Genomic DNA, 20467 nt, shown 5'->3' with positions numbered 1-20467 from the left:
AAGATAAACGCCGACCACACACGGCCAGACCTAGACTTTTCACACACAAAAACGACAAGACCCGCCGGAGCGGGTCTTGTCATTCATCTCAGTTAGCTAACTAGAAGTTAGATAACCTTGATGTTAGAAGCCTGAAGGCCTTTCTTGCCCTGGGTCACGTCAAAAGAGACCTCTTGACCGTCCTGCAGGGACTTGAAACCTTCAGCCTTGATTTCGGAGAAGTGGGCGAACAGGTCGTCACCACCGTCGGCCGGAGAAATGAAGCCGAAACCTTTAGCGTCGTTAAACCACTTAACTGTGCCAGTTGCCATGATCGAATTCCTTAACGCAGAGCGTTGTCATTACAGTTTGCCGGGTGTCATCCCAGAAATATGGATATAACAAGGGGGATATTGCCAGGCTACCGAATGATTCGATCAGTACTGAAATATACGACTTGCTAACCAACGAGAAGCATCCTCTCACGGCTCGGCGTGCCTTGTCAAACCTTTTTAAAGCATGGCAACAGAACTTTCGCACGTTGCGCGGCTGGTGCCCGGGACGAGGCTGGCGTCGCTGACCTCCCCCGCTCCCACCAGAGACCCGCAGGGCGGCTCGCGTTTCACCAAGCGAGCAACCCATCATCCGGAACCCGGCAGTACCGATCACCACAGCCAACCGGCAAAACCGACGACATCACTCACTGGTCTTGGCTTCCACACCAGGGATGGGCTGGGTTGACCTGGGAAACTCTCCTTTCAACACATCAACACCCGACTGGGGATTGGCCAGCGGCACCAGATCTTGCCTGGCCTGACGCCGCTCCTCTGTGTCGATCCCCATACGTTGGTCTCGATCTTCGACCAGGCCCGGCTGCGGCTCTCCGGTACGATTAAAGGACCAAGCCAGCTCGGGCTTACCCAGCGGCAACGCCTGGTCTTGTTCATCGCTGTGTGAACTGCTCCATGTGTGCCACGTCTTGCCATAGCTGTTCATCTTGGATTGCATCAGCTCATGATCAGCGGTTTCAGGCAGGTTGGGCGCGACCAATTGGCCAGACAGAATCTCCCCGTTATGGGGATGCCAATATTGCTTCTCTTCTTCAGGCAGGGTCTCAAAAACGCTTTCGGATATGATGTATTCCACCCCGGTGAGGTGGGCATCCGCAGTATTTCCATCGTAAAGCGCACACTGCATGAAGTCTTCGTTGACTTGCTGGCAGAAGTGATGCGCTTCGAATTGATGGCTTGGCTCATCCTTCATGGGATGGAAACCAACAAGATAGATATTGAGCTGATCCGTCGGTGCATCGGTCTGCAATGCACTGGCCCCTGCTTCCAGCACATTGGTCTTGGTGCTTTCTGGATGTCCGGGCACGTCGGTTGCAGGGCCCGTCTCGGCCATACCGGTACAGCCGTTCAGAGCGACGACACACAGAGCCGCTGACGCACCGCGATAAAACACTGGAGTTACAGGCACACGCTTATCTTTCATGACCATTCCCTTGGCACGATGAATATCACGCTCACCCATCGCATAATCTGACAGATGCGCCTGGATGACGTCTTTGCAATAGCAACTTGACTATACAAGCCGGCCCTTATCTACATCAACACGTCGAATGCCAACTCTCTATGACGTCAGCCTTGCTCTTGGCGGCTCTCCCAGCCTTTGTTTATCAGTTACTTATCGGTTTATTGGGATGGGAATAAGGACGGAGACGGAAACAACATGCGGAAACCACGGACGCTTGGCAGCCGTTGATTATTGCCATTCGTGCAATAAAAAATTGCAGACAGGCGCCTTTTTTGTGTCTGCGCCAATGCACTAAGCTCGCCAACCAGCCTCTTGGACTCGCCACAGCGCAAGCGGCCGGCCCAAGTGCATGTCAGTGCTCATCATCTGACAACTCATCGTGAAGGAGGTCTCGATCATGTCAGCGCCCATCCTTACCCCCTTGGCGTTCGTCAATTATCAGCTCGATCGCCCGGAAGGTCTGCAGATCAAGGTGGACCCGGACGGCGAGACCGGTCGGCGCATTGAGCCGAAGCATGATCGCCAAAGCGTCAGCTTGCAGGATCTGCGCGCTACTCCGCCAAGCTTCGCGTCCCAGGGCCTGCTGTTTCTCGATACGCCCGAGCTTGCCGTGGATGTACGCGACGCCAAGGCGCGCGACCGCCTGCACACGCCAGCCATCGAGGCGTTGCTCAAGCAGCAGCTCGGTGTCAGTGAAGTGCATGTGTTCGACCACACCCTGCGCGGCTTCGAAGGTGAACGCGTGCCGGCGCAGCATGTGCATGTCGACTACTCGCCACGCTCTGGCCCGCAGCGCGTGCGCGATCTGCTGCCGCCCGAGCAGGCGGAGCATTGGCTGAGCGGCCACTACGGCATCGTCAATGTCTGGCAGCCCGTCGAGCAGGCCGTCGCGCGTGACCCGCTGGCATTCGCCGATACCCAAAGCGTGCACCACGAGGACTGGGTCAACATCGACATCCTCTATCCAGATCGCTGCGGCCAGATCCAGGGCCTCGTCCATAATCCGGATCACCGCTGGTACTTCGTCTCACATATGCGCCCCGACGAAGCCATCGTCTTCAATGCCTTCGACAGCGCCGGCAAGCCACCGGTCGCGCATACCGCGGCCGAGCTGCTCGACACGCCCGAAGATGCGCCCACACGCACCAGCCTGGAGACGCGGGTATTGGTCCGCTATCCCGACTGAGGTGCAGCGGCCGTTGGTAGCGGCTGAGCGCCAAGGGCAACATGGCGGATACCGGGCCCATCCAGGTAGCTGACTATTTCTCCTCGGTACCGACACTCACCGCCAGTTGACGGTCATCCAGGCCTTCCTCCCGGCAGGCATCGCTGTCCCCACGTTTTCGTCTCACATTCTTCGTCATTCAGGAGCTTTGCCATGAGCTTGTCATTCCATGTCGTCAGCCACGAACGCGGCTTCTCCCCCATGCCCCTGCCCATCTGGACGGACAACGGCGACGTGTCTGACCTCTTCGAAGCCGACGCGACGCCAGAGGTTGTCCGTCAGGAGGTCGAGGGTGTCCCCGGCGCCTTCCAGCTGCTCAATGTGCTGACACCTGCCGAGGCCGACAACTTCGTTGCCGTTCTGGAGGACATGGGCTTCGAGGAAGATGCGCCGGTCTCCCTGCCGCGCTCGGTACGCCACAATCACAACGTCAACTGGGTCGTCAGTGAAGCGGTCGATCAGGTCGTCTGGCAGCGCTCGGCGCCACTGGTCACTGAGCAGATCCGGGGCGAGGGAGCCAAAGGCATCAATGCGCGCTTTCGTGTCTATCGCTACGAGGCCGGCGACTTCTTCAAGCCGCACACCGATGGCGCCTGGCCGGGCAGTCGCGTCATCAATGGCGAGGTCGTCCAGGGCGCCTATCCGGGCCTGATGAGCCAGTACACCTTCCTCATCTTCTTAAGCGATGGCTACACTGGCGGGCGCACCGAGTTTCTGGTCAGCCGCCGTGATCCCGACAAGCCGGCTCAGTCGCGGGACGATATCCAGACGGTCTCGGTCTCCACGCCCAAGGGTGGCGTACTGTGCTTCCCGCATGGCTCGCATCCGCAGCACTGCGTGCACGCCAGCGAGCCGATCCGCGACGGCGCCAAGTACATCATCCGCAGCGATATCCTCTACTGATGGCTGTCAGATGAGCACCATCTGATAAACACCGCCTGATGAGTATCGTCCAAGCAGTCGCGACGCGCGCACAGGGCCCGATCTCCCTTTAGATCGGCCCCTTCGTATATCTGGACGGCGGAAAGCGCTCACGGCTGGCTAGTGACAGGACAGCCGCTCGCGACGGGCCAGCAAGAAGTCGATCCAGGCGCGCACGCGCGGGTTATGCTGATTCTCGCGCGCGTAGACGACATGGATACCGGTGTCGAAATCCGATGAGGTGACCTGATAGTCCTCCAGCACCGGCATCAGGCGGCCGCTTGCCAGCTCACCTCGTATGGCCCAGAGCGGCTGTACCACGACGCCGGCGGCGCCCAGCGCCGCCTGGGTGAGAATGTCGGCATTGTTGGTGCGCAACGCACGGGCCCGCACCGAGATACGATGCTCACGATCCCCTTGCACCAATCGCCAGTGATGATTGGCGGTGGTATAGCTGAAGGTCAGCAGACGGTGCTGCTCCAGGTCTTCCGGCCGATGGATCGGGGGCTGGGCCGCGAGGTAAGACGGCGCGGCGGCCAGCACGAAGCGCTGGTCACTGATGTGCCGCGCGATCAGGCTCGAATCTTCCAGGTGACCGATGCGCAGGGCCACGTCGAAGTGGTCCTCGATCAGATCCACACGCTGGTCGCTGCTGACGATATCCAGCGCCACCTCGGGATAGCGCTGCATGAACTCGCTCACCAGCGGCGCCAGATAGAGGCGTGAATAGCGCCACGGCACCGAGATACGCAGCGGCCCCGCGACGCGCTCACTCAGCGTCTCGAGCTCATCCTCCAGTTGTTCCACCTCGGCCAGAATGGCGCGAAAGCGGATCAGGGCACGCTCTCCAGCGGACGACAGCCGCACATGGCGAGTGGTGCGCACCAACAGCGGCTCGCCCAGCTGGCGCTCCAGATGATTGACATGACGTGTCGCCGTGGAACTGGCGATATCCAGCTCCCGCGCCGCCACATTGAAGCTCTGATGCTCCGCCACCTTGAGAAAGGTGCGCAGGCGTTGAGTCAGTTCGTTCATGGTGCTCCTGCGAATCCTCCGCGTCCTTGTCGCATGCCCCACAGGTCAGCCGGCTGGCAAATCACCTGACCAGTAGACTCGGCAGTCGGTGGGCGAAGTCGCCTGGCGATGACGGTTGGCGATGGTCGGGCTCGAGCATATCATCGTCGCAACGCTGGATGGCCGAAAGGGAGGACGAATGACATGGACATCATGAGCAGCATGAAAGGACTCGCGGGCGGCGTCCTGATCGGCCTCTCGGCAGTGATGCTGATGGCCTTTCTGGGACGTATCGCGGGTATCAGTGGCATCACGCGGGGAGCGCTTCTGGAATCAGGCCCGGACCACCGCTGGCGCATTGCCTTCGTGCTCGGGTTGATCAGCGGCCCGCTGCTCCTCGTGCTGTTCAATCTTGACTGGGGCAATGTGGCCGAGCGCTCAGATGCGCTGATCGGCGATCCCACCAGCGGGGGCCTGAGCATGATGTTCGCAGGCCTGCTGGTAGGCGTGGGAACCGGCATCGGGGGCGGCTGTACCAGTGGCCACGGCGTCTGCGGTATCGCTCGTCTTTCACCCCGCTCGCTGGTGGCCACTGTGGTGTTCGTGACCGTCGCCATGCTGACGGTCTTCGTGAGCCAACACCTGCTGGGAGAGTCACCATGAAAGCGATCATCGGCTTCATCACCGGCCTGGTCTTCAGCCTCGGGCTGACACTCAGCGGCATGACCGATCCCGCGCGTGTCGTCGGCTTTCTCGACGTGGCCGGTGACTGGGACCCCACACTGATCTTCGTGCTTGGCGGTGCCGTCATCACCACCTTCATCGGTTATCGCCTCGTCTGGCGGCGCGGCACTCCCCTGCTGGGCGAGCGCTTCCAACTGCCCACGCGTCGCGATATCGATGGCCGCCTGCTGCTCGGCGCGGCCCTGTTCGGTGTTGGCTGGGGCCTGAGCGGTTACTGCCCCGGGCCTGCCATCGTCTCCAGCAGCGCCATGAGTCTGCCATTGGCGGGTTTTCTGCTGACGATGCTACTGGGCTGGTGGCTGGCCACACGCCTGACTCGCGGTCACTAAACCGAGTGCCACGCTTCGCCCAGCAAACGCCGGCCATCCGGCCGGCGTCACAACGGAGTCACACGGGATCTTGTGCGGTAGCTGGTTTATTTATCACTCTGAAAACGCCATTCAAGGCCGCTTTTAGCAGATAATTTAAACCTAAGCCGAGTCTCAGCCCCTGCTCGAGGCCAAAATCAGCCGGAGGAAGCTTAAGGGACAAAGTCAGGTAGAGAAGGCCGCTGCAGGGAAAAAGACGGGAAAACATCACGTCAATCCTGATAATGCGTGTACTTTTTCGCACTTCCCTTCACTTTCTCGGCCGGATATTTCTCCGCATTCTTCTCCATCTTCGTCCGGCACGCCGCTTCGATATCCACGTCCAGCTTGCCTGCCAGCCGGATCAGGTAGAGCTGAACATCGGCGATTTCATCGCGCACGGCGGCCAGTTGCTGCTCATCCAGCTCCCTGGACTGCGCCTCGGTCAGCCACTGAAAGCACTCCTGCAGCTCAGCTGCCTCCACCGTCAGCGCCATGGCCAGGTTCTTGGGTGAGTGGAACTGGTCCCAGTCGCGTTCGGTGGCGAACTGGTCCATGGCGTCGCGGAGCTGCTTGAACGGGTCTGACATATGGGGGTCACCTGGTTCAGCGGTATCGGATAGCGCTGAGCATGCCTGCTCTGTCACTCGCTATCCAGCCAGCATCGACAAAGGCGACCACTCAGCCGTCCACTCGCTCACAGCGTAGAGAGGAATTTTCCGATGACCGCCAGGTCCCCGACCTTCTCGCCCTGATACAGCTTGATCGTGACACTGCCGCCGTGGTCCGCGCCCTCAATGGCGCTATGCTGCATCACAACGGCCTTGCCTTGTCGTGTGCCACCAGGATTGGCGCGGAACAGCCGCCAGGCGCCGTTGGGGATGCGCTGTAACTGCACAAACGATGGTCTATCTACCATTGAGTAAGAACAGCGTGATCCCCAGAGCCTGACGTGCGTCTCGAATAGACGATGTGATTCAGTACCAGTGGTGTATCTGTTCAGAGCGGATGCGAGTGGATGAATGCCATACTCCCCGTGCTATCCTGTGGTAACTGTGTAACACATAAGGATGGGTGTCATGAGCGATGCTACCTTCACCTTTCGGGTCGATGAGGCCCTGAAAGCAGAATTTGCCAGTGCTGCCAAGGCTCACGATCGTACCGGGGCACAGCTTCTACGAGACTTCATGCGCAACTATGTAGCCCAGCAGCAGGAAGCGCAGAACTATGATGCCTGGCTGGTTGCCAAGGTGGAGCAATCACGGGCCTCGGCAGAAGCTGGCAATCTAATACCTGCCGCCGATGTGGAAGCCAGGTTTGCTGCCCGCCGTGCGTCTACCCGTGCACGTCTGGCGAAGCCTAAATGATGGAGCTGGTCTGGACGCCAGAGGCGATGCAGGATCGTGACGACATTTACGATTACATAGAGCCAGAGAATCCGCTGGCAGCCTTGACGTTGGATGAACTGTTTTCAGGGAAGGCCGCACAGCTGGTAGGCCACCCTGACAGCGGACGGCCTGGCCGTGCTCCTGGATCCCGGGAGCTGGTTGTTCACCCCAGCTATATGTTGGTCTATGACGTTGTGGGGATGCAGGTACGGATACTGAGTGTAGTGCACACAGCTCGCCAGTGGCCGCCTTCACTGGGATAAAAAGGTTCTTCGTCACTTCATGTGGATTTGACCTGCTCCAGCATGCGCCACACAGGGCTGCCGATCAGGTAGATCATGGCGATGAAATTTGCCTCGTTCCGGTCGGGGTCTCCGGCCGCATTCTGCACGGCATATCCGAAGAGATCATTGTCGAGAAGTTTGCTGAGCTCATCTGCGATATAGGTCCGAAGGTCGCTGTCGGCGGCTCTCACCTCATCAAGTAACTCAGGGCGGCCATCCACGAGATTAAGGAGGTCCTCGATGTCGTGGCTCGATAAAGGATCGTCCTCACCCCGCCCCTTGTAGGCTTCAAGCTTGGTGGCAACGAAAAGCGGTGGTGCGACCACGCGGATGGAAAGATCCCCACCTATCGAGACGGGCTGGCCGTTTCCCGTGCCTGGGGATACCAGTGATTGCTGAAGCCGAGCACGTCGTCATGGTCCGGCATCAGATCGACGCGCAACACCTGCGCATTCCGCACCATCCTTAGGATCGCCCGACCGATCATTCTGGCGTAGCTCATTCTAGGTGTCAGGCTCAGAGTATGAACGCTGGCCGAAAGTCCCCGGTGCCCGATACTAGTAAAGCGAATATCGCGATGGTTGCTGGTCAGATCCCGTGTCAGGGCCGTAGGGCCTACCAATTCGGCTACTGTACCGGCTGGCGGGCGCATCTTATGACGCCGACTCGCTTCAGAGTTCGGTCAAATGCTGGGACTTATATAGATGGAGACAACGCTGGGCAGCAAGCGCTCGCATGGGGCTCGAAGCCCTTTCCCTAAAGGAAGCGGCGCTGAAACGATGTCCGTGGACAGCCAAGCATCGGGAATTCCCGTGGTGCGAGAGCAATGTCAATTCCAGACAGCACAACCAACAAGCAAGTGGGAGAGCGGTGGTGGGCCCAGCAGGACTTGAACCTACGACCAAGGGATTGTGAATTTGCCGCCCACGCGCTATGCATTGAAAAATCAAGCGTAGCCGAACGAAATCCAAAAAACCACAAAACACTCGCGTTTCAATAGTTTAGCGCAGATTGGCGAAACAGGGGATATCTGATGAATGTACCCCTACTGTACCGCCCAGTTGCTACTGTCACGATAGCCTGACAGCCGCCCATGGACAGCTCTTCACCCGTGTAGTGACATACCTACATTAGTGGCTCGTATAGGAGGTGCCATCATGACCATCACAACGCTATCCAGTCGAGAACTTAACCAGGACGTTACCCGCGCAAAGAAGGCGGCCAAGAGTGGCCCCGTGTTCATCACAGATCGCGGCAAGCCTGCTCATGTGCTGTTGAGCATCGAGGAATACCAGCGGCTTATAAGGCAACGTCGCAACATTGCTGATTCTCTGGCTATGCCAAACGTTTCGGCGGATATCGAGTTTGAACCGCCGCGTGTGACCATTGGCACACAGCCCGCTGATTTCTCATGATGTATGTTCTCGACACTAACGTCGTGTCCGAACTACGAAAAGTTCGGGCTGGCAAAGCTGACCCGAACGTTGCGACATGGACTGAAAGCGTCGATGCCGCCGAGCTTTTTGTGTCCGACATCACCATCATGGAACTTGAGCTTGGGGTGTTGTCGATTGAGCGCAAGGACGCCACCCAGGGGACCGTGCTGCGCTCGTGGCTGGAGCAACAGGTACTGCCGGAGTTCTCGGGGCGAACATTGCCAGTCGATGCAGCCGTAGCGCAACGCTGCGCCCGGCTGCACGTCCCCGACAAGCGCAGCGAACGTGACGCGCTCATCGCGGCAACGGCCCTTGTTCATGGCATGACGGTAGTCACTCGCAATGTGGCCGACTTCGAGCCTACAGGAGTAACCATCCTCAATCCGTGGGAGGCGATGCAATGAAAGATCGAATACAGACAAGAAGATGCTATTCAAGGTGAGCTACTCGAAGGGGTGTTCGAGGTGATAACTAATATTCGGTCCGCACAAGAGCCGGAATCGCCGGGAAAGTGAGACCCTTGACAGCCGGAAACAGTCGAGCCTCCAGCGCCGCTTCGTCGGTGCCATCGGGTAGTGGCCAGCTGAGGCCGACCTCCTGGGCCAGGCTGACGTACTTGCTGACCACGCCCTTGGAGAGGCCACAGGCCCGAGCAATCTTCTCGTGGCTGAGACCGGCGTCGTACTTGAGGCGCAACACCTCGGTGATGGTTCGCATGGGAATCCTCGGTGCTGGCATCGTCCCCTCCTAGGCCAAAGCAAAAGAAGGGGTCTGCCGTAAAAGTCCGAATCATTCCAGCGAGTTAGGTGAGATTCCGGGAACGTGACCGATGATTCCGATATCGTGACCGCGGATTCTGGGAAAGCGGCCGAAATCGGTCACGATGAAACGGAATGGCCGGTCACGTTGGCCTGGAATAGTCGGTCACGATAGATCAAAACGGGCGGTCACGATGGTGCGGACTACGCAACATGACCTCAACGTGGGGCCATTTGCGCTTGCACGCGGCTTGAAGCCGGCTAAACCAAGAAAGGGGGCGCTACAACCATCTTCGTGTGGCAGCTCAGTACCTGGAGTTCCCGTGGTACGGAAGCAATAAAAAGACAGAGACGGCACAACCAGCAGGTAGGAAGGGACGATGGTGGGCCCAGTAGGACTTGAACCTACGACCAAGGGATTATGAGGCCGGCGAGGCTCACCAATACTACGTGTATTCAATAGCTTACGGGACGCCCGTTGCGTAACCCTGCAGCACAATGCACAACTGTGCGGAACTCATGCCCGCAAAACTCCCGCAGGGCTCCACAAGGACCTGTACCACCGTCTTTCGTGGCTCATGACGTCAGGTGCGGATGCTATCAGCCTCATCAGGCCCCACACTCTGTCTTTCCCCGAGGGAAGTCAGCACTAAGCTGTGCAAAAATAATGGTTGACGCTTCAGGGAGAGCAGCGCAGTGGAAGCAACGAGAGCACGCGACGTTGAAGGGCAGCGGGGTACGTGCAAGTTCAGGGATGGTCGCCTCACCCTGCTTCTCTGGCTATCGGGCTCTTTGGCTTTCATGATTATTGTGCCCTATAGGTACACAATAATCACTATCATCAAAGAAGCCTGTAGCAACCTCTTTGAAATTATGATAATATGTGCTCCATGAGTGCACATAAAGAAGAAAAGCTAAAGGGCATCCTTGAAGCCGTCCCTCCCGGCTTCATTGTCGATTCTGGCTGGCTGGAGCGCCATGAGGTCAGTCGCTTCCTCGCGCGCAAATACGTGGATCGCGGCTGGCTGGAACGGGTGGCTCGCGGCGTTTTCTTGCGCCCGGCGCCGGATACAGCCCCCCCCCTCGCACTCGACTGGAAAACCTGCCTGCTCTCGATACAGCACATCATGGACTACGATGTCCATGTCGGTGGCATGACAGCGCTCGCGCTGCAAGGCTATAGCCATTATTTACCGTTGGGCGGGAACGCGCCGGTTTGGGTCTATGGCGAAGAGATACCGAGCTGGCTGACCAGACTTCAGCTAAACGCATCGCCTGAGACGCACACCCCGTCCCTCTTCTCCGATCCGTCACTCGGCCTCACCAAGGACGAGTCCGACGCTTCAAGGACCCTACCCTGGGACTGGCAACTAAAAATGTCATCGCCTGAACGAGCAATCCTGGAAGTCATGGACGAATTACCCGGCAATGAGAGCTTCCACAATCTCGATATGGTATTTGAGAGTTTGACAACCCTTCGCCCGCGCACGCTTTCTGCGTTGTTGCATAGTTGCAGGAAGATTAAGGTTACGCGGCTGTTTTTCGTCTTTGCCGACCGCCACAACCACCCGTGGCGTAAGCGCCTTGACCCGCAGGAATTCAACCTCGGAAGCGGCGACCGCGCTCTGGTCAAAGGCGGCAAGATACACCCGCGCTATCGCATCATGGTGCCGGAAGAGTTTGCGAAAACGGAGGCAGCAGATGGCGCGTGAAGATTACAAGGCGCAGGTCGCCCTGCTCGTACGCCTCCTTCCCTATGTCGCTGAAGAAGAGATTTTCGCGCTGAAAGGCGGGACGGCCATCAACCTGTTCTACCGTGACCTCCCACGCCTGTCGGTTGATATCGACCTGACCTATCTGCCGGTTAAAGACCGTGCTGAAAGCCTTGCCGAGATCAACGAAGCGATGGATCGCATTGCGACTGCCATCGAGCGCGGCGTCAGGGGCGCTCAGACACAACGCATCAAAGGCGGCGGTGGCGGCGCCACACGTGTGCTCGCACGACTTGGCAGTGCGGAGATCAAGATCGAAACCTCACCGGTCACACGCGGCGTTGTCCACGATCCCCAAACCCGTTCGGTGTCGGAAGCTGTCGAGGATGAATTCGGTTACGCGGAAATCCAGATCGTCTCGTTTGAAGACCTGTTTGGCGGCAAACTGCATGCAGCTGTTGACCGCCAGCATCCGCGCGACATCTATGACGTGAAACTGCTCTACGAAAATGAAGGTCTGACGGATGACTTGTTCCGTACTTTCTTGGTCTATATAGCCTGTTCATCGCGCCCGGCACATGAACTGCTAAACCCAAATTTTATCGATATTGATCAGCCCTATGCACAGGAATTCGAAGGCATGACGAAGATTCCGGTCAGCCTTGACGAATTACAGGAAACCCGCGCTCGGCTAATTGCGGATATCCGATCCCGTCTCGATGATGACACCAAACGTTTCCTGCTGACTCTACATGACGGTGATCCGGACTTTACCGCCATTGACCGCTCGCAGGCTGCTGATCTCCCCGCCGTGCGCTGGAAATTAATCAACCTGAGGAAGCTGATAGAGAATAATGCGGAAAAGCACAAAGCCCAACGTAAAGAATTAGAGACATTCTTCTAGAAGAAGTTAATACGCAACAATAAATAAACTTCTATAATTCACCAAAACTTCCTCTTGATATATTTATATATAGATCAAAAACTCTCAGTAGCGGGTGGATGGATGGACTCAACGAATTTTCTGCCGCTGAAATAGAAATAGCAGGCCGCGTTACAGCCGATTATCTTCAAGCAGTTCCCTGAATTACCGCGCATGATGCCCTGACATCAAACGTGAGCGGCTCTTTTAAGTAAGGTATTGGACTATGTCCGTGGGCGATTTTTGAGGTAAAAGTTTTAGCGTGGTTTAAAATCTGGCGGATCAGACTTATCTTGCGCCGGCGGTGTTTTGTTTTGCTTTGATAATTCATCATCATACATGCTTCGCAGCTCCTCCAGCCCCTCAGTGACGCCTTCATAGCTTTTACAGATAGGAATAGTAAACATAAAAGCAGGAATCATTAGAAAAGGATCTTCGGCAATTCCCGCGCTAACTGAAAAAGCCATAGCCATACTGGAATAAAAAGCACACTTAACAACTTTATAACGAACTTCTCCACATACAGAATTAAATTTATCAGATATTTTACTCACTGACTTTCCTAACACGCGATCTGATTTTTTCTTGCTATCCATCGTCGCTAATTAGCAATCAAGAAACTTCCAGTCAAGTCATTTCATAGGAAATTATATTTTTTCAGATCTTCTTCATTGCATACCGGAACCTCTACATCATCCTGGCGATAACTAACCTGGCTCTCCTCTCTTTGATAACCTGGCATGCAAATAAACAAACCATTAGGCAAGCTAGTCTCAACAAGCGAATCTTGATTATATCTATAAGGAGCACGACATACAGCAGGGCTATCCAGATTGGTCTCGATGGTATAACTATCTGAAACTTTATAAACAGAAAGACATTCAGGAAACCTCTCCTCAAGCAATAACGGAACATCCTCTTTTGCTGCTTGAATAAGAGCACTAGCACAAATAGCCAGCCTGTCAGCGCCATCACCCCAGTTAATCGCCGGTTCATAGCTACGAAACATTACCGATAGACTTCCCGCATGGCAATGAGGTACTGCCAATGACATGGAAATCGTCCAGTCGGGAGGATCAGGCTTATTTTTCCACAACTTAGACAAATATGAATAAACGTCTTCTCCGAACGCAGTTAAAATAGCAACAACAAAAAAACCTACCCCTAACAAAAAATGCTTCTTAACCCAAGTAACAACAGGGTTAAACATAGTCACTAGTCGGCATTTGGTTTCTTTTGATTCAACATCATTCCCGTCATCATCCAATTTCATAACCTCACTCCTGCGGTGCGAATAAGAACAGATACCGATAATCATCAACTATAAATTCAAGATTAAGCCAACCGCTCTGAGAGCCGACGGCGCATGATGTTAAATCTGTGCTCTCTATTACAGACTCCCCATACTTAAAGGAATCTAGGCAGTAAGAGAATTGATCAATAGATTCTTCCAACAAGCTGACTATAGTATATGCGTTCTCTGCATGCTCACTCGCCAGGCCGGGATCGTCTCGACCAACAGCTTCAACAAAGCGGTCAAACAAAGACAACAACGCAACCTCCAGCGAGCCAAAATCATCTGCTCGGCTTAGCTCAGCTATAATCGTTGCATGATCCTCACTATCCTCTATGGAAGCCAGAAAAATATCACACCACGGATGTTTTAATGAAAGAACACAGCTGCCAGCGTTTACAACCTCCGCACCCGTCTTTTCGTTAAATCCCTGCAAGTCACAAGTACACTGTTCAGGACTAGGATCTTGCGCGAAAGCAGGCGAAAAACTCGTGCTAAAAATAACCATTAGCGCTGCGAAAATATAAACAACAGCAGCGATAAGCACCGTATTATTGTGATGTTGAATAAACATCTGGCCTCCCAGGAAATGTGCATACACTTAACCAAACGTTCCATACGTGCCCTTGTTGCCGAACGTTGCCCCTACAGACATAGATAGCACGGGTTCCACAAAGCTGCGCACTGCCCAGGCATGCCACAGCAGCTGAACCGGTATAGAGTCGCGTCGGCCTTCAGTTGCACACATTCCGACACAGCGGTTGATCGCTGAGCGGTTTTGGGTCATTAGGCCTCAGCTGCGAAAATTCACTCATACCCCGGATGGGTGTTTTGTATAGCCAGTGAGTCGATCCAGCGTTCACGTCCCACCTTATGCTCCTGAAGCGACAGGAAGGGCGTTTCCTCGGTCTTCAGGACGATCAGAAAATCGCTGGCAATCTGCGGGGGGACCCGCAGATAAGCCTGCCACGAGCGTGCGCCCCCGCCGCGAACAAGCGGGGCTATCCCCTTGGGCCGGTCGTAAACAGGCACCCTGTCACCACGGTAGGTGCGATAACGCGGAACACCAGACGCATCTCGTTCCTGAATATCCGTCAGCGTAAGCTGAGGATCTGTTGCGTGTGCATCACCCACCAGATAGACGCCGAAGTGCTCTCCTACGCGCTCGTCGGGATAGATGCAGTTCCCTTCGATATCCAGCACGGTGCAGTAGGTATAGAGCGGGTCGCTGGTCAAAGCCATGCCCGGCCGGAGCTTCAAATAGGTATTGATCCCTGCCTCCACCCGGTATTCGTAGCGTTTGACCAGAATACCCAGCAGTGTGAATTGCTCTGTTGCCGCTTTTTTCCGTCGCGGTGCTCGGGCCACGATCACCCTCCGGGGACAGGCCGTTTTATACGGATGACACCTGTATCCGGAGCATATAGACCATACCGCAGCAAATCAGCAACACTACCGTCCGCGATCCGGTTCTCGATCTCTGCGGCGCTTGCGCCGATAACGCCGCACTTTAGGCTGATCGGAGGGTGCAGGGCCGCCATCCCCCTCCTCTGAGTCGTCCCGCTCCTCATCCTCAGATGCAGCTTGCGCGAAATCCCTGGCCAACTGGCCCGGCTCAAGATCTCTTGGCGGCTTGGCCATAAGGTCAATGGTTCCGTGCGCATTTATCTCAGCCCCGGATGCCCGCTCCTTCGTCACAGCATCACTAGCCTTGCTGAGCAGCCAAGCCGGCAAAGCCGGCATCTGGTTGTCGGCACCGCGTCCCGCTACGTTCTCCGCCCGCAGGAACGTCTCATTAAGCGATTTCAGTTCACGCCTTTCCACGCGGGCGAGCGCCTTCAGGCGGCGCTGGTTATCACGTGACTGGAGTCCTTGCTGCCAGCCAAGAGCCCGGCGCTCCTGTGCCTGTCTCTCGCGCAGGGCATGTCGCTCTGCACGATAGGCTCGCTCTCGTTGCCTGTCATGCCAGGCATGAAGTTTTTTGCGCATCAGTTCGATGCCGGTAACACGCCCGAGAAACGCCGACAGGCCGCGTGGCCGGTTGCGGTCCCGCTCCCGGCAGATACGCTGTTCCTGCGCGTCATGTGCAGCCCGCAGGGTCTTACGTGCGGCGCGCTGCTCTGTCAGCAATGCTTGACGATCCTGATGCTGCTGCCGAAGCAGATTCTTGGCCTGCTGTTCCAGCTCACGGCGCCGCGCGGCTTGCCTACGCTCAAGGTGTACCCGCTCTTCGGCCCGTTGTTCGGCGAGACGGTGGCGCTCGATAGCCTTGCGGTGAGTGGCGGCCAGCTTTTTCGCGTCCTCGATGGATGGTAGCGAGTCCGGCGGGAAGTCTGTTTCCAAGAAGGCACGAATATCTTTGGTGCGCACACTCTTATCATCAATCAGGCGCGGCAGAGCCTGCATACCGCCATACAGATCGACCAGCACATAGGGTCGCTTGCCGGTCGCAAGCATATAGCCTTTTTGGGCCAGCGCATTCACAAATGACTTGGCATTGTCGCTGTGCCGCCAGGCCTCGGTGACCTGTGTTTTGTGATCCCCTTTTGATAGGCCGGTAATACGCTGCTGATGCAGCTCATAGAGTGAAAACTGATCACCCCGGCCGTCACGATGATAACCGCGCGGAAGCTCGAGATTATGATCCCGCGCGAAATCACGGGTGACCATCATGAGCTTTTCATGATCAAAGGCCATCGGAACGGCGCGTTCATTGTCAGTGTCGATGCGGGACCAGACGACATGACAATGCTCACGCCCGTACTTTTCGTGAAAAACGACAGCACGCGGCTGCCCTGTCAGGCCGAGCCGTTCCTCGGCCCGGTTGATGAAATCGGCATACTGCGCGCTTGTTAGCGGCCCCTGCCCCGGATCGGGATTGATGGACAGACTGTAGAGATAATTGCGGCAGCGTGTCAGGGAATGCGCAAGAGCTTCCCATTCTTGCATGGCACCGTGCAGGTCATCGGCAATTGCGCCGCGCACTTCGGCCACCTCGACGCGCTCATTATCATGCGCGTTTAGCAGATGGGTGGCGAGGTCCTGACCAAGTCCCCGCTGGCTGCCAAACGGAATCATGATGACCGCCCCATCGCTTGGAGCAGCAGCGTGCGGATATCCGTAAGAGACCCGGAAATGTCTTCCAACAGTTGCTGATACTCACCATCAGGATCGGCCTGCTCAAGCTCACTGAGCTGGCTCCTGATCCGGGCGGCATCTGCCATCAACCGGGCGAGCTGTTTTTGTTCAACAGCCGGACGGCGGGACTGGCGCGGCGGTTCACGGTCAAAAACGGATTTCGTGATGAACGCGCACACTGACAGGCCGGATTTTTGAACGCGGGCATGAAACTCGTCCCGCAGCTCCCGAGGCGGACGGTAGGAGATGGGCGCTTCGCGCTTTTTGTGATCATCTTTTTTCATGCTTCCAAGCTATGCGCGTGATTAATTTACCTTCCTCGCGCGAACCTCTCCGGCTGTCCGTAACCCCGCTATGGACGGGTGCTACAGGGGTCCGGGGCATTCCCCGGTCGATGGGTTTCCAAAGGGAGAGCCGGCATCTCCCTTGGTCGAAGCCGGTGCCGGAACACCGGTCGTGGTCCACGGGCGCGAAAGCCCTGGTCGAGGGTTGCAAGGGGCGCTGAAATCCCCTTGCTCGATGGGGGTCCTGGGGGAGAGCGAATTCTCCACCCTGGTCGTGATGCAACGCCGAAACGTTGCCTCAGCCCGGCGCGCGGTTTTATGCGCGGCGGACTGAGCCCACTCACTTGGCGAAGAAGATTCAAAAAATCTTCTGAGCCTAGCTGAGTCACAGGGGGGTACGCGGGGGATGTGAAATCCCCCCGCAAGGTGAGCGCGGTGGAGACCACGAAGTGGTACTACCGCGCACACCTTGTACTCAGCCGTATCGCCTTTGAGCTTCGGCCCTTATTTAAATGCTACCGAATATTTACTTTAAAAATGGTTAACTCGATTTCGCGTTATGCACCGCCCTATTTGTAGCGCGAGGTTAGAAAAAGGAAAAGACAAAATACAAGCCCTCACAATACCTAAAAAGACAGCGCCTTTACGGCGCATTCAAAATCCACGCCGGAGAGCGGCGATGTGAAACAGTGGAGGGCGACATGCACGACGATCTGAACACCCTGGATCTGACCACTCTGAGCGATGACCAGCTCAAGAAATTGATCGCAGACGGCCGGGCTGAGCTGGATCGACGCGAGAAAAAGTGCAAGCAGGAAGCGTCAGCACGCATCAAGGCACTCGCCGAGGCAGCCGGTCTGGCAGTAACGGTGAAGGACAAAGTACAAAAGCGGCGCGGCCGCCCGCCCAAAAATCGCGATCAGTAACGGGAGAATGCAGCAATGAATGATTTCATGAACGACATCCCGCGCGGTGTCGCCAGCCGGTATCTGCGACAGCAAAGCGTGCCGCAGGCCCGCTGGCAGCTCCCAGAGGATATTCTGTCCAGTCCGGCGCTTCATTATGATCCCGGCAATCCCGGCGGGAAGATCCTGATCGGCGCCCTTGGCACGCGTCTGATCGGGATCGAGGATAACCGCCACATCCTGACTGTAGCGGGCTCCCGTGCGGGAAAATCCGTGACTCTGGTCAGCAACCTGCTGTTCTACCGTGGCAGTGTTCTCGCCCTTGATCCTAAGGGCGAGCTCGCTGCCATCACGGCCGAGCGCCGGGTGGCGCTCGGCCAGAAAGTCTGCATTCTTGATCCTTTCGAAAGCGCGCCGGATCATCTGTCGCAACTGCGCGCTTCCTACAACCCGCTCAGTACTCTGACACCGGACAGCCGCACGATCATCGAGGACGCGAATTTGATCGCCGATGCGATGGTCTTACAGGGCGCAGCAGGCAAGGACCCGCATTGGGATGAAAGCGCAAAAAACTTCATCGAAGGTGTCATCCTGCATGTGGCCACCTGCCCAGCCTATCGGGGCGCGCGCACGCTGGTAACCGTGCGCGCGCTGATCAAAGCGGCAATGAAGCCGGATGACGATGTCGCTGCGGATGATGAAGAACCGTTCTGCGCCTTGGAGCGGGAGATGCTGGAACATGCCGCACGCTTGCAGCGCTGCGCGGAAAGCGCCGATATCGGCGGCGCGATTGAAGGCGCAGCACGCGATTTTTACGAAAAGAGTGACCGCGAGCGCGATAGCGTGCTCTCCACCATCCGGCGTCATACCAAGTTTCTCGACTACACGTCTTTCCGACAAGTGATGGGGCACTCTAGCTTTAGTCTGAACGAGCTTAAATCCGCCCCCGGCGGATTGACCGTCTATCTGTGCTTTCCAGCCACACGGATCGACATCGCCGGGCGCTGGCTAAGGATATTCGTCAACCAGCTGCTCCAGGCGATGGAGCAAGAGACGGTTTGCCCGCCCGCGCCGGTGCTCGTTTGCCTCGATGAATTTCCAGTGCTCGGTCACATGAAACAAATGGAGAACGCCGCTGGGCAGATCGCCTCGTTCGGCGTGAAGCTCTGGGTCGTGCTCCAGGACTGGGGACAAGGCAAGGCGCTCTATGGCGAGCGCTGGGAGAGCTTTGCGGCCAATGCCGGCATTCTGCAATTTTTTGGCAACAATGATGTGACCACAACCGAGTATTTATCGCGGCGGCTCGGGAAAACGCGAGTCGAGGTGGCGCGCAGCGGCGAGGTCGCGCCCGAGCAGGCAGCACTGGGGCTGAGCGGCAAGACCAGTGCGACTGAGCTTCACGATCTGCTTAGCCCTGAAGAGATCAGCCGCCAATTCGCACGTAGCGACCGCTACAAGCGGCAGCTCGTGCTTTGGGCGGGCTATCATCCCATGATTTTGCAACGGGTCGAGTATTTCGACCAAAAAAGCCTGATCGCGTCATATTTCCATTTCACGTAACCATCATCGCAATATCGTCAACCTGGTTTCTCTAACTCAAAAAATAAGCATACCCCCTTGGCATATATGGCTCCAAGAATCATTTCCAGGCACTTCGGCACAAGAAAGGATACCGGCACAAGCCACACTATATCTACCGATACGGAAATTTTGAACTTAATCTATAAATTTTTTAGACAAAGTTTCTCGATATTTGAGCACGCATCCGTGTGTGCTCGCGTACTTAAATTCTTTATTCGCGAGATAACGAGCAAGCGCCGGATCGGCTCCAAACTCATATGCGAGCTCCGAAGGGAGACGCCCATATCGGTCTCGTATAATGAAATTACAGTCCGGGTGTTTCACCAGCACCCGGATCGCAGCACGCGCTCTGCAAGCAGCGGCAACATGCAACGCCGTCTGAAATGTGCGTGGGTCCTGGAAATTAACAGGCATCCCGGCATCCAGATACGCAGCAACAGTCGCAGGTGTTCCGCGCTTGACCGCCTGTAAAAACTCACGCCCGAGTAGTTTATATTCAATGGTGCTGCTAAAATCATCTGTGCTGGTAACAGCTTTCACTTTTTCGTAAATATCACTATACACGGCATGGAGATGATCTTTGAGCGAAAGATCATCAGGCCATTGCGACCATTTTCCATGTGTATATTCTTGAGGCCATTGCCCCTCAGTATATATATCTGAAACCATTTCAACCAACCTCATCAAGAGTAAAGAAAGCCAAACTCAAGCACCTGTTGTGCGGCCTGCTCCTGAATAAAATTATGATTTATTTTTACAGGATCGAAAACTTCTATCCCGAATTCATGGCTCATCAGATATAAGGCGCGACACCCCTTCTTCACCCACAAACCAAGGTCATTCACAGCATAATAACAATGATTCTGTCCTGAGCTTTTTTCCTTCAGAAAAATCACGAGCGTATCTTCCGGTGTAATGACACGGCGGTCTCAATGAGCAAGTGCAACACCTGATCGATCAGGTACGCTATCGCTATGACTCATTGCTACCACCACCTTA

At 56.1% G+C, this 20467-nt stretch carries 26 protein-coding genes and 1 pseudogene; 12 read left to right on the top strand and 15 right to left on the bottom strand.

Features of this window, described 5'->3' with window-relative positions; all coding sequences use genetic code 11:
- Nucleotides 1-107: 107 nt before the first annotated feature.
- Together RBB39_RS20305 and RBB39_RS20300 are read right to left on the bottom strand one after the other, a co-directional pair.
- On the bottom strand, nt 108-311 hold the full coding sequence (locus RBB39_RS20305) for a cold-shock protein (RefSeq protein ID WP_045993826.1): 204 nt from the start codon (nt 309-311) through the stop codon (nt 108-110).
- A 364-nt stretch (nt 312-675) separates the two neighbouring features.
- Nucleotides 676-1473, bottom strand: coding sequence for an OBAP family protein (locus tag RBB39_RS20300; protein WP_253028528.1), 798 nt, complete (start codon nt 1471-1473; stop codon nt 676-678).
- A 439-nt stretch (nt 1474-1912) separates the two neighbouring features.
- Between RBB39_RS20300 and RBB39_RS20295 the strand changes: the two genes are divergently transcribed.
- Both RBB39_RS20295 and RBB39_RS20290 read left to right on the top strand, forming a co-directional pair.
- Nucleotides 1913-2701 (top strand): CmcJ/NvfI family oxidoreductase, encoded by a 789-nt coding sequence (locus tag RBB39_RS20295; protein ID WP_253028529.1) that lies wholly within the window; start codon nt 1913-1915, stop codon nt 2699-2701.
- Between the two features lie 192 nt (nt 2702-2893).
- A complete protein-coding gene (locus RBB39_RS20290; RefSeq protein WP_253028530.1) occupies nt 2894-3643 on the top strand; it encodes a 2OG-Fe(II) oxygenase in 750 nt (249 codons plus the stop codon).
- A gap of 138 nt (nt 3644-3781) precedes the next feature.
- Here RBB39_RS20290 and RBB39_RS20285 read toward each other — a convergent pair whose 3' ends face one another.
- Nucleotides 3782-4696: a LysR family transcriptional regulator gene (locus RBB39_RS20285; RefSeq protein ID WP_108448336.1), complete on the bottom strand. Its 915-nt coding sequence runs from the start codon at nt 4694-4696 to the stop codon at nt 3782-3784.
- Between the two features lie 183 nt (nt 4697-4879).
- Here RBB39_RS20285 and RBB39_RS20280 point away from each other — a divergent pair, with 183 nt between their 5' ends.
- Nucleotides 4880-5338: a YeeE/YedE family protein gene (locus RBB39_RS20280; protein ID WP_108448335.1), complete on the top strand. Its 459-nt coding sequence runs from the start codon at nt 4880-4882 to the stop codon at nt 5336-5338.
- Nucleotides 5335-5748: a DUF6691 family protein gene (locus RBB39_RS20275; RefSeq protein ID WP_108448334.1), complete on the top strand. Its 414-nt coding sequence runs from the start codon at nt 5335-5337 to the stop codon at nt 5746-5748. Before RBB39_RS20280 ends, RBB39_RS20275 begins: the two co-directional genes overlap by 4 nt.
- A gap of 251 nt (nt 5749-5999) precedes the next feature.
- On the opposite strand, the gene RBB39_RS20270 is transcribed toward RBB39_RS20275, so the two are convergent.
- Together RBB39_RS20270 and RBB39_RS20265 are read right to left on the bottom strand one after the other, a co-directional pair.
- A complete protein-coding gene (locus RBB39_RS20270) occupies nt 6000-6356 on the bottom strand; it encodes a nucleotide pyrophosphohydrolase (protein ID WP_108448333.1) in 357 nt (118 codons plus the stop codon).
- Nucleotides 6357-6463: 107 nt separating this feature from the next.
- Nucleotides 6464-6664, bottom strand: coding sequence for a hypothetical protein (locus RBB39_RS20265; RefSeq protein ID WP_253028531.1), 201 nt, complete (start codon nt 6662-6664; stop codon nt 6464-6466).
- 181 nt (nt 6665-6845) lie between these two features.
- Between RBB39_RS20265 and RBB39_RS20260 the strand changes: the two genes are divergently transcribed.
- Together RBB39_RS20260 and RBB39_RS20255 are read left to right on the top strand one after the other, a co-directional pair.
- Nucleotides 6846-7133: a CopG family ribbon-helix-helix protein gene (locus RBB39_RS20260; RefSeq protein WP_253028532.1), complete on the top strand. Its 288-nt coding sequence runs from the start codon at nt 6846-6848 to the stop codon at nt 7131-7133.
- A complete protein-coding gene (locus tag RBB39_RS20255) occupies nt 7130-7417 on the top strand; it encodes a type II toxin-antitoxin system RelE/ParE family toxin (protein ID WP_371931885.1) in 288 nt (95 codons plus the stop codon). Before RBB39_RS20260 ends, RBB39_RS20255 begins: the two co-directional genes overlap by 4 nt.
- Before the next feature lie 17 nt (nt 7418-7434).
- Here the strand turns inward: RBB39_RS20255 and RBB39_RS20250 are convergent, their stop codons facing one another.
- Nucleotides 7435-7764 carry a hypothetical protein gene (locus RBB39_RS20250; RefSeq protein ID WP_253028533.1) on the bottom strand — a complete coding sequence of 110 codons (330 nt, stop codon included), beginning with the start codon at nt 7762-7764 and terminating at the stop codon, nt 7435-7437.
- Nucleotides 7765-8595: 831 nt separating this feature from the next.
- Between RBB39_RS20250 and RBB39_RS20245 the strand changes: the two genes are divergently transcribed.
- Nucleotides 8596-8853 (top strand): type II toxin-antitoxin system Phd/YefM family antitoxin, encoded by a 258-nt coding sequence (locus tag RBB39_RS20245; RefSeq protein ID WP_253028534.1) that lies wholly within the window; start codon nt 8596-8598, stop codon nt 8851-8853.
- Nucleotides 8850-9278: a type II toxin-antitoxin system VapC family toxin gene (locus RBB39_RS20240; RefSeq protein ID WP_253028535.1), complete on the top strand. Its 429-nt coding sequence runs from the start codon at nt 8850-8852 to the stop codon at nt 9276-9278. Before RBB39_RS20245 ends, RBB39_RS20240 begins: the two co-directional genes overlap by 4 nt.
- Nucleotides 9279-9405: 127 nt before the next feature.
- Here RBB39_RS20240 and RBB39_RS20235 read toward each other — a convergent pair.
- A pseudogene (locus tag RBB39_RS20235) lies at nt 9406-9612 on the bottom strand (IS21 family transposase); the annotation flags it as partial.
- 910 nt (nt 9613-10522) lie between these two features.
- Between RBB39_RS20235 and RBB39_RS20230 the strand changes: the two are divergent.
- Nucleotides 10523-11344: a type IV toxin-antitoxin system AbiEi family antitoxin domain-containing protein gene (locus tag RBB39_RS20230; protein WP_306169364.1), complete on the top strand. Its 822-nt coding sequence runs from the start codon at nt 10523-10525 to the stop codon at nt 11342-11344.
- The gene (locus RBB39_RS20225) at nt 11334-12248 is read left to right on the top strand and encodes a nucleotidyl transferase AbiEii/AbiGii toxin family protein (RefSeq protein WP_306169363.1); all 915 of its coding nucleotides are present in this window, start codon (nt 11334-11336) and stop codon (nt 12246-12248) included. The genes RBB39_RS20230 and RBB39_RS20225 overlap by 11 nt, the downstream gene beginning before the upstream one ends.
- A gap of 275 nt (nt 12249-12523) precedes the next feature.
- Here RBB39_RS20225 and RBB39_RS20220 read toward each other — a convergent pair whose 3' ends face one another.
- The 6 genes from RBB39_RS20220 to RBB39_RS20195 form a co-directional block, all read right to left on the bottom strand.
- Nucleotides 12524-12862 (bottom strand): hypothetical protein, encoded by a 339-nt coding sequence (locus tag RBB39_RS20220; protein WP_306169362.1) that lies wholly within the window; start codon nt 12860-12862, stop codon nt 12524-12526.
- A gap of 41 nt (nt 12863-12903) precedes the next feature.
- Nucleotides 12904-13539, bottom strand: coding sequence for a hypothetical protein (locus tag RBB39_RS20215; RefSeq protein ID WP_306169361.1), 636 nt, complete (start codon nt 13537-13539; stop codon nt 12904-12906).
- Nucleotides 13540-13543: 4 nt separating this feature from the next.
- The gene (locus RBB39_RS20210) at nt 13544-14134 is read right to left on the bottom strand and encodes a hypothetical protein (protein ID WP_306169360.1); all 591 of its coding nucleotides are present in this window, start codon (nt 14132-14134) and stop codon (nt 13544-13546) included.
- A 233-nt stretch (nt 14135-14367) separates the two neighbouring features.
- The gene (locus RBB39_RS20205; protein WP_306169359.1) at nt 14368-14928 is read right to left on the bottom strand and encodes a hypothetical protein; all 561 of its coding nucleotides are present in this window, start codon (nt 14926-14928) and stop codon (nt 14368-14370) included.
- 84 nt (nt 14929-15012) lie between these two features.
- Complete coding sequence (locus tag RBB39_RS20200; protein ID WP_306169358.1) at nt 15013-16638, bottom strand: relaxase/mobilization nuclease domain-containing protein; 1626 nt, start codon at nt 16636-16638, stop codon at nt 15013-15015.
- Nucleotides 16635-16982 (bottom strand): hypothetical protein, encoded by a 348-nt coding sequence (locus RBB39_RS20195; protein WP_306169357.1) that lies wholly within the window; start codon nt 16980-16982, stop codon nt 16635-16637. The genes RBB39_RS20200 and RBB39_RS20195 overlap by 4 nt, the downstream gene beginning before the upstream one ends.
- A 701-nt stretch (nt 16983-17683) precedes the next feature.
- Between RBB39_RS20195 and RBB39_RS20190 the strand changes: the two genes are divergently transcribed.
- Nucleotides 17684-17908, top strand: coding sequence for a hypothetical protein (locus RBB39_RS20190; RefSeq protein ID WP_306169356.1), 225 nt, complete (start codon nt 17684-17686; stop codon nt 17906-17908).
- A gap of 15 nt (nt 17909-17923) precedes the next feature.
- Nucleotides 17924-19447, top strand: coding sequence for a type IV secretory system conjugative DNA transfer family protein (locus RBB39_RS20185; protein WP_306169355.1), 1524 nt, complete (start codon nt 17924-17926; stop codon nt 19445-19447).
- A 156-nt stretch (nt 19448-19603) separates the two neighbouring features.
- On the opposite strand, the gene RBB39_RS20180 is transcribed toward RBB39_RS20185, so the two are convergent.
- Both RBB39_RS20180 and RBB39_RS20175 read right to left on the bottom strand, forming a co-directional pair.
- Nucleotides 19604-20137 carry an ankyrin repeat domain-containing protein gene (locus tag RBB39_RS20180; RefSeq protein WP_306169354.1) on the bottom strand — a complete coding sequence of 178 codons (534 nt, stop codon included), beginning with the start codon at nt 20135-20137 and terminating at the stop codon, nt 19604-19606.
- Nucleotides 20138-20151: 14 nt separating this feature from the next.
- Complete coding sequence (locus tag RBB39_RS20175) at nt 20152-20364, bottom strand: hypothetical protein (protein WP_306169353.1); 213 nt, start codon at nt 20362-20364, stop codon at nt 20152-20154.
- Nucleotides 20365-20467 lie beyond the last annotated feature (103 nt).

It is taken from the genome of Halomonas sp. MMSF_3323 (assembly GCF_030733595.1).
GTDB classification, from domain to species: Bacteria; Pseudomonadota; Gammaproteobacteria; order Pseudomonadales; family Halomonadaceae; genus Halomonas; species Halomonas litopenaei.
The sequence above is the reverse complement of the archived record's forward strand: the minus strand, read 5'-3'. Positions and strand labels throughout refer to the sequence as shown.

What these genes read in the sequence shown, in the direction of transcription:
- RBB39_RS20220 (WP_306169362.1), bottom strand. Translation starts at nt 12,862, where the DNA reads ATGGATAGCAAGAAAAAATCAGATCGCGTGTTAGGAAAGTCAGTGAGT.
- RBB39_RS20275 (WP_108448334.1), top strand. Translation starts at nt 5,335, where the DNA reads ATGAAAGCGATCATCGGCTTCATCACCGGCCTGGTCTTCAGCCTCGGG.
- RBB39_RS20285 (WP_108448336.1), bottom strand. Translation starts at nt 4,696, where the DNA reads ATGAACGAACTGACTCAACGCCTGCGCACCTTTCTCAAGGTGGCGGAG.
- RBB39_RS20185 (WP_306169355.1), top strand. Translation starts at nt 17,924, where the DNA reads ATGAATGATTTCATGAACGACATCCCGCGCGGTGTCGCCAGCCGGTAT.
- RBB39_RS20280 (WP_108448335.1), top strand. Translation starts at nt 4,880, where the DNA reads ATGGACATCATGAGCAGCATGAAAGGACTCGCGGGCGGCGTCCTGATC.
- RBB39_RS20270 (WP_108448333.1), bottom strand. Translation starts at nt 6,356, where the DNA reads ATGTCAGACCCGTTCAAGCAGCTCCGCGACGCCATGGACCAGTTCGCC.
- RBB39_RS20300 (WP_253028528.1), bottom strand. Translation starts at nt 1,473, where the DNA reads ATGAAAGATAAGCGTGTGCCTGTAACTCCAGTGTTTTATCGCGGTGCG.
- RBB39_RS20245 (WP_253028534.1), top strand. Translation starts at nt 8,596, where the DNA reads ATGACCATCACAACGCTATCCAGTCGAGAACTTAACCAGGACGTTACC.
- RBB39_RS20260 (WP_253028532.1), top strand. Translation starts at nt 6,846, where the DNA reads ATGAGCGATGCTACCTTCACCTTTCGGGTCGATGAGGCCCTGAAAGCA.
- RBB39_RS20225 (WP_306169363.1), top strand. Translation starts at nt 11,334, where the DNA reads ATGGCGCGTGAAGATTACAAGGCGCAGGTCGCCCTGCTCGTACGCCTC.
- RBB39_RS20190 (WP_306169356.1), top strand. Translation starts at nt 17,684, where the DNA reads ATGCACGACGATCTGAACACCCTGGATCTGACCACTCTGAGCGATGAC.
- RBB39_RS20215 (WP_306169361.1), bottom strand. Translation starts at nt 13,539, where the DNA reads ATGAAATTGGATGATGACGGGAATGATGTTGAATCAAAAGAAACCAAA.
- RBB39_RS20240 (WP_253028535.1), top strand. Translation starts at nt 8,850, where the DNA reads ATGATGTATGTTCTCGACACTAACGTCGTGTCCGAACTACGAAAAGTT.
- RBB39_RS20210 (WP_306169360.1), bottom strand. Translation starts at nt 14,134, where the DNA reads ATGTTTATTCAACATCACAATAATACGGTGCTTATCGCTGCTGTTGTT.
- RBB39_RS20195 (WP_306169357.1), bottom strand. Translation starts at nt 16,982, where the DNA reads ATGAAAAAAGATGATCACAAAAAGCGCGAAGCGCCCATCTCCTACCGT.
- RBB39_RS20255 (WP_371931885.1), top strand. Translation starts at nt 7,130, where the DNA reads ATGATGGAGCTGGTCTGGACGCCAGAGGCGATGCAGGATCGTGACGAC.
- RBB39_RS20200 (WP_306169358.1), bottom strand. Translation starts at nt 16,638, where the DNA reads ATGATTCCGTTTGGCAGCCAGCGGGGACTTGGTCAGGACCTCGCCACC.
- RBB39_RS20305 (WP_045993826.1), bottom strand. Translation starts at nt 311, where the DNA reads ATGGCAACTGGCACAGTTAAGTGGTTTAACGACGCTAAAGGTTTCGGC.
- RBB39_RS20230 (WP_306169364.1), top strand. Translation starts at nt 10,523, where the DNA reads ATGAGTGCACATAAAGAAGAAAAGCTAAAGGGCATCCTTGAAGCCGTC.
- RBB39_RS20180 (WP_306169354.1), bottom strand. Translation starts at nt 20,137, where the DNA reads ATGGTTTCAGATATATATACTGAGGGGCAATGGCCTCAAGAATATACA.
- RBB39_RS20290 (WP_253028530.1), top strand. Translation starts at nt 2,894, where the DNA reads ATGAGCTTGTCATTCCATGTCGTCAGCCACGAACGCGGCTTCTCCCCC.
- RBB39_RS20295 (WP_253028529.1), top strand. Translation starts at nt 1,913, where the DNA reads ATGTCAGCGCCCATCCTTACCCCCTTGGCGTTCGTCAATTATCAGCTC.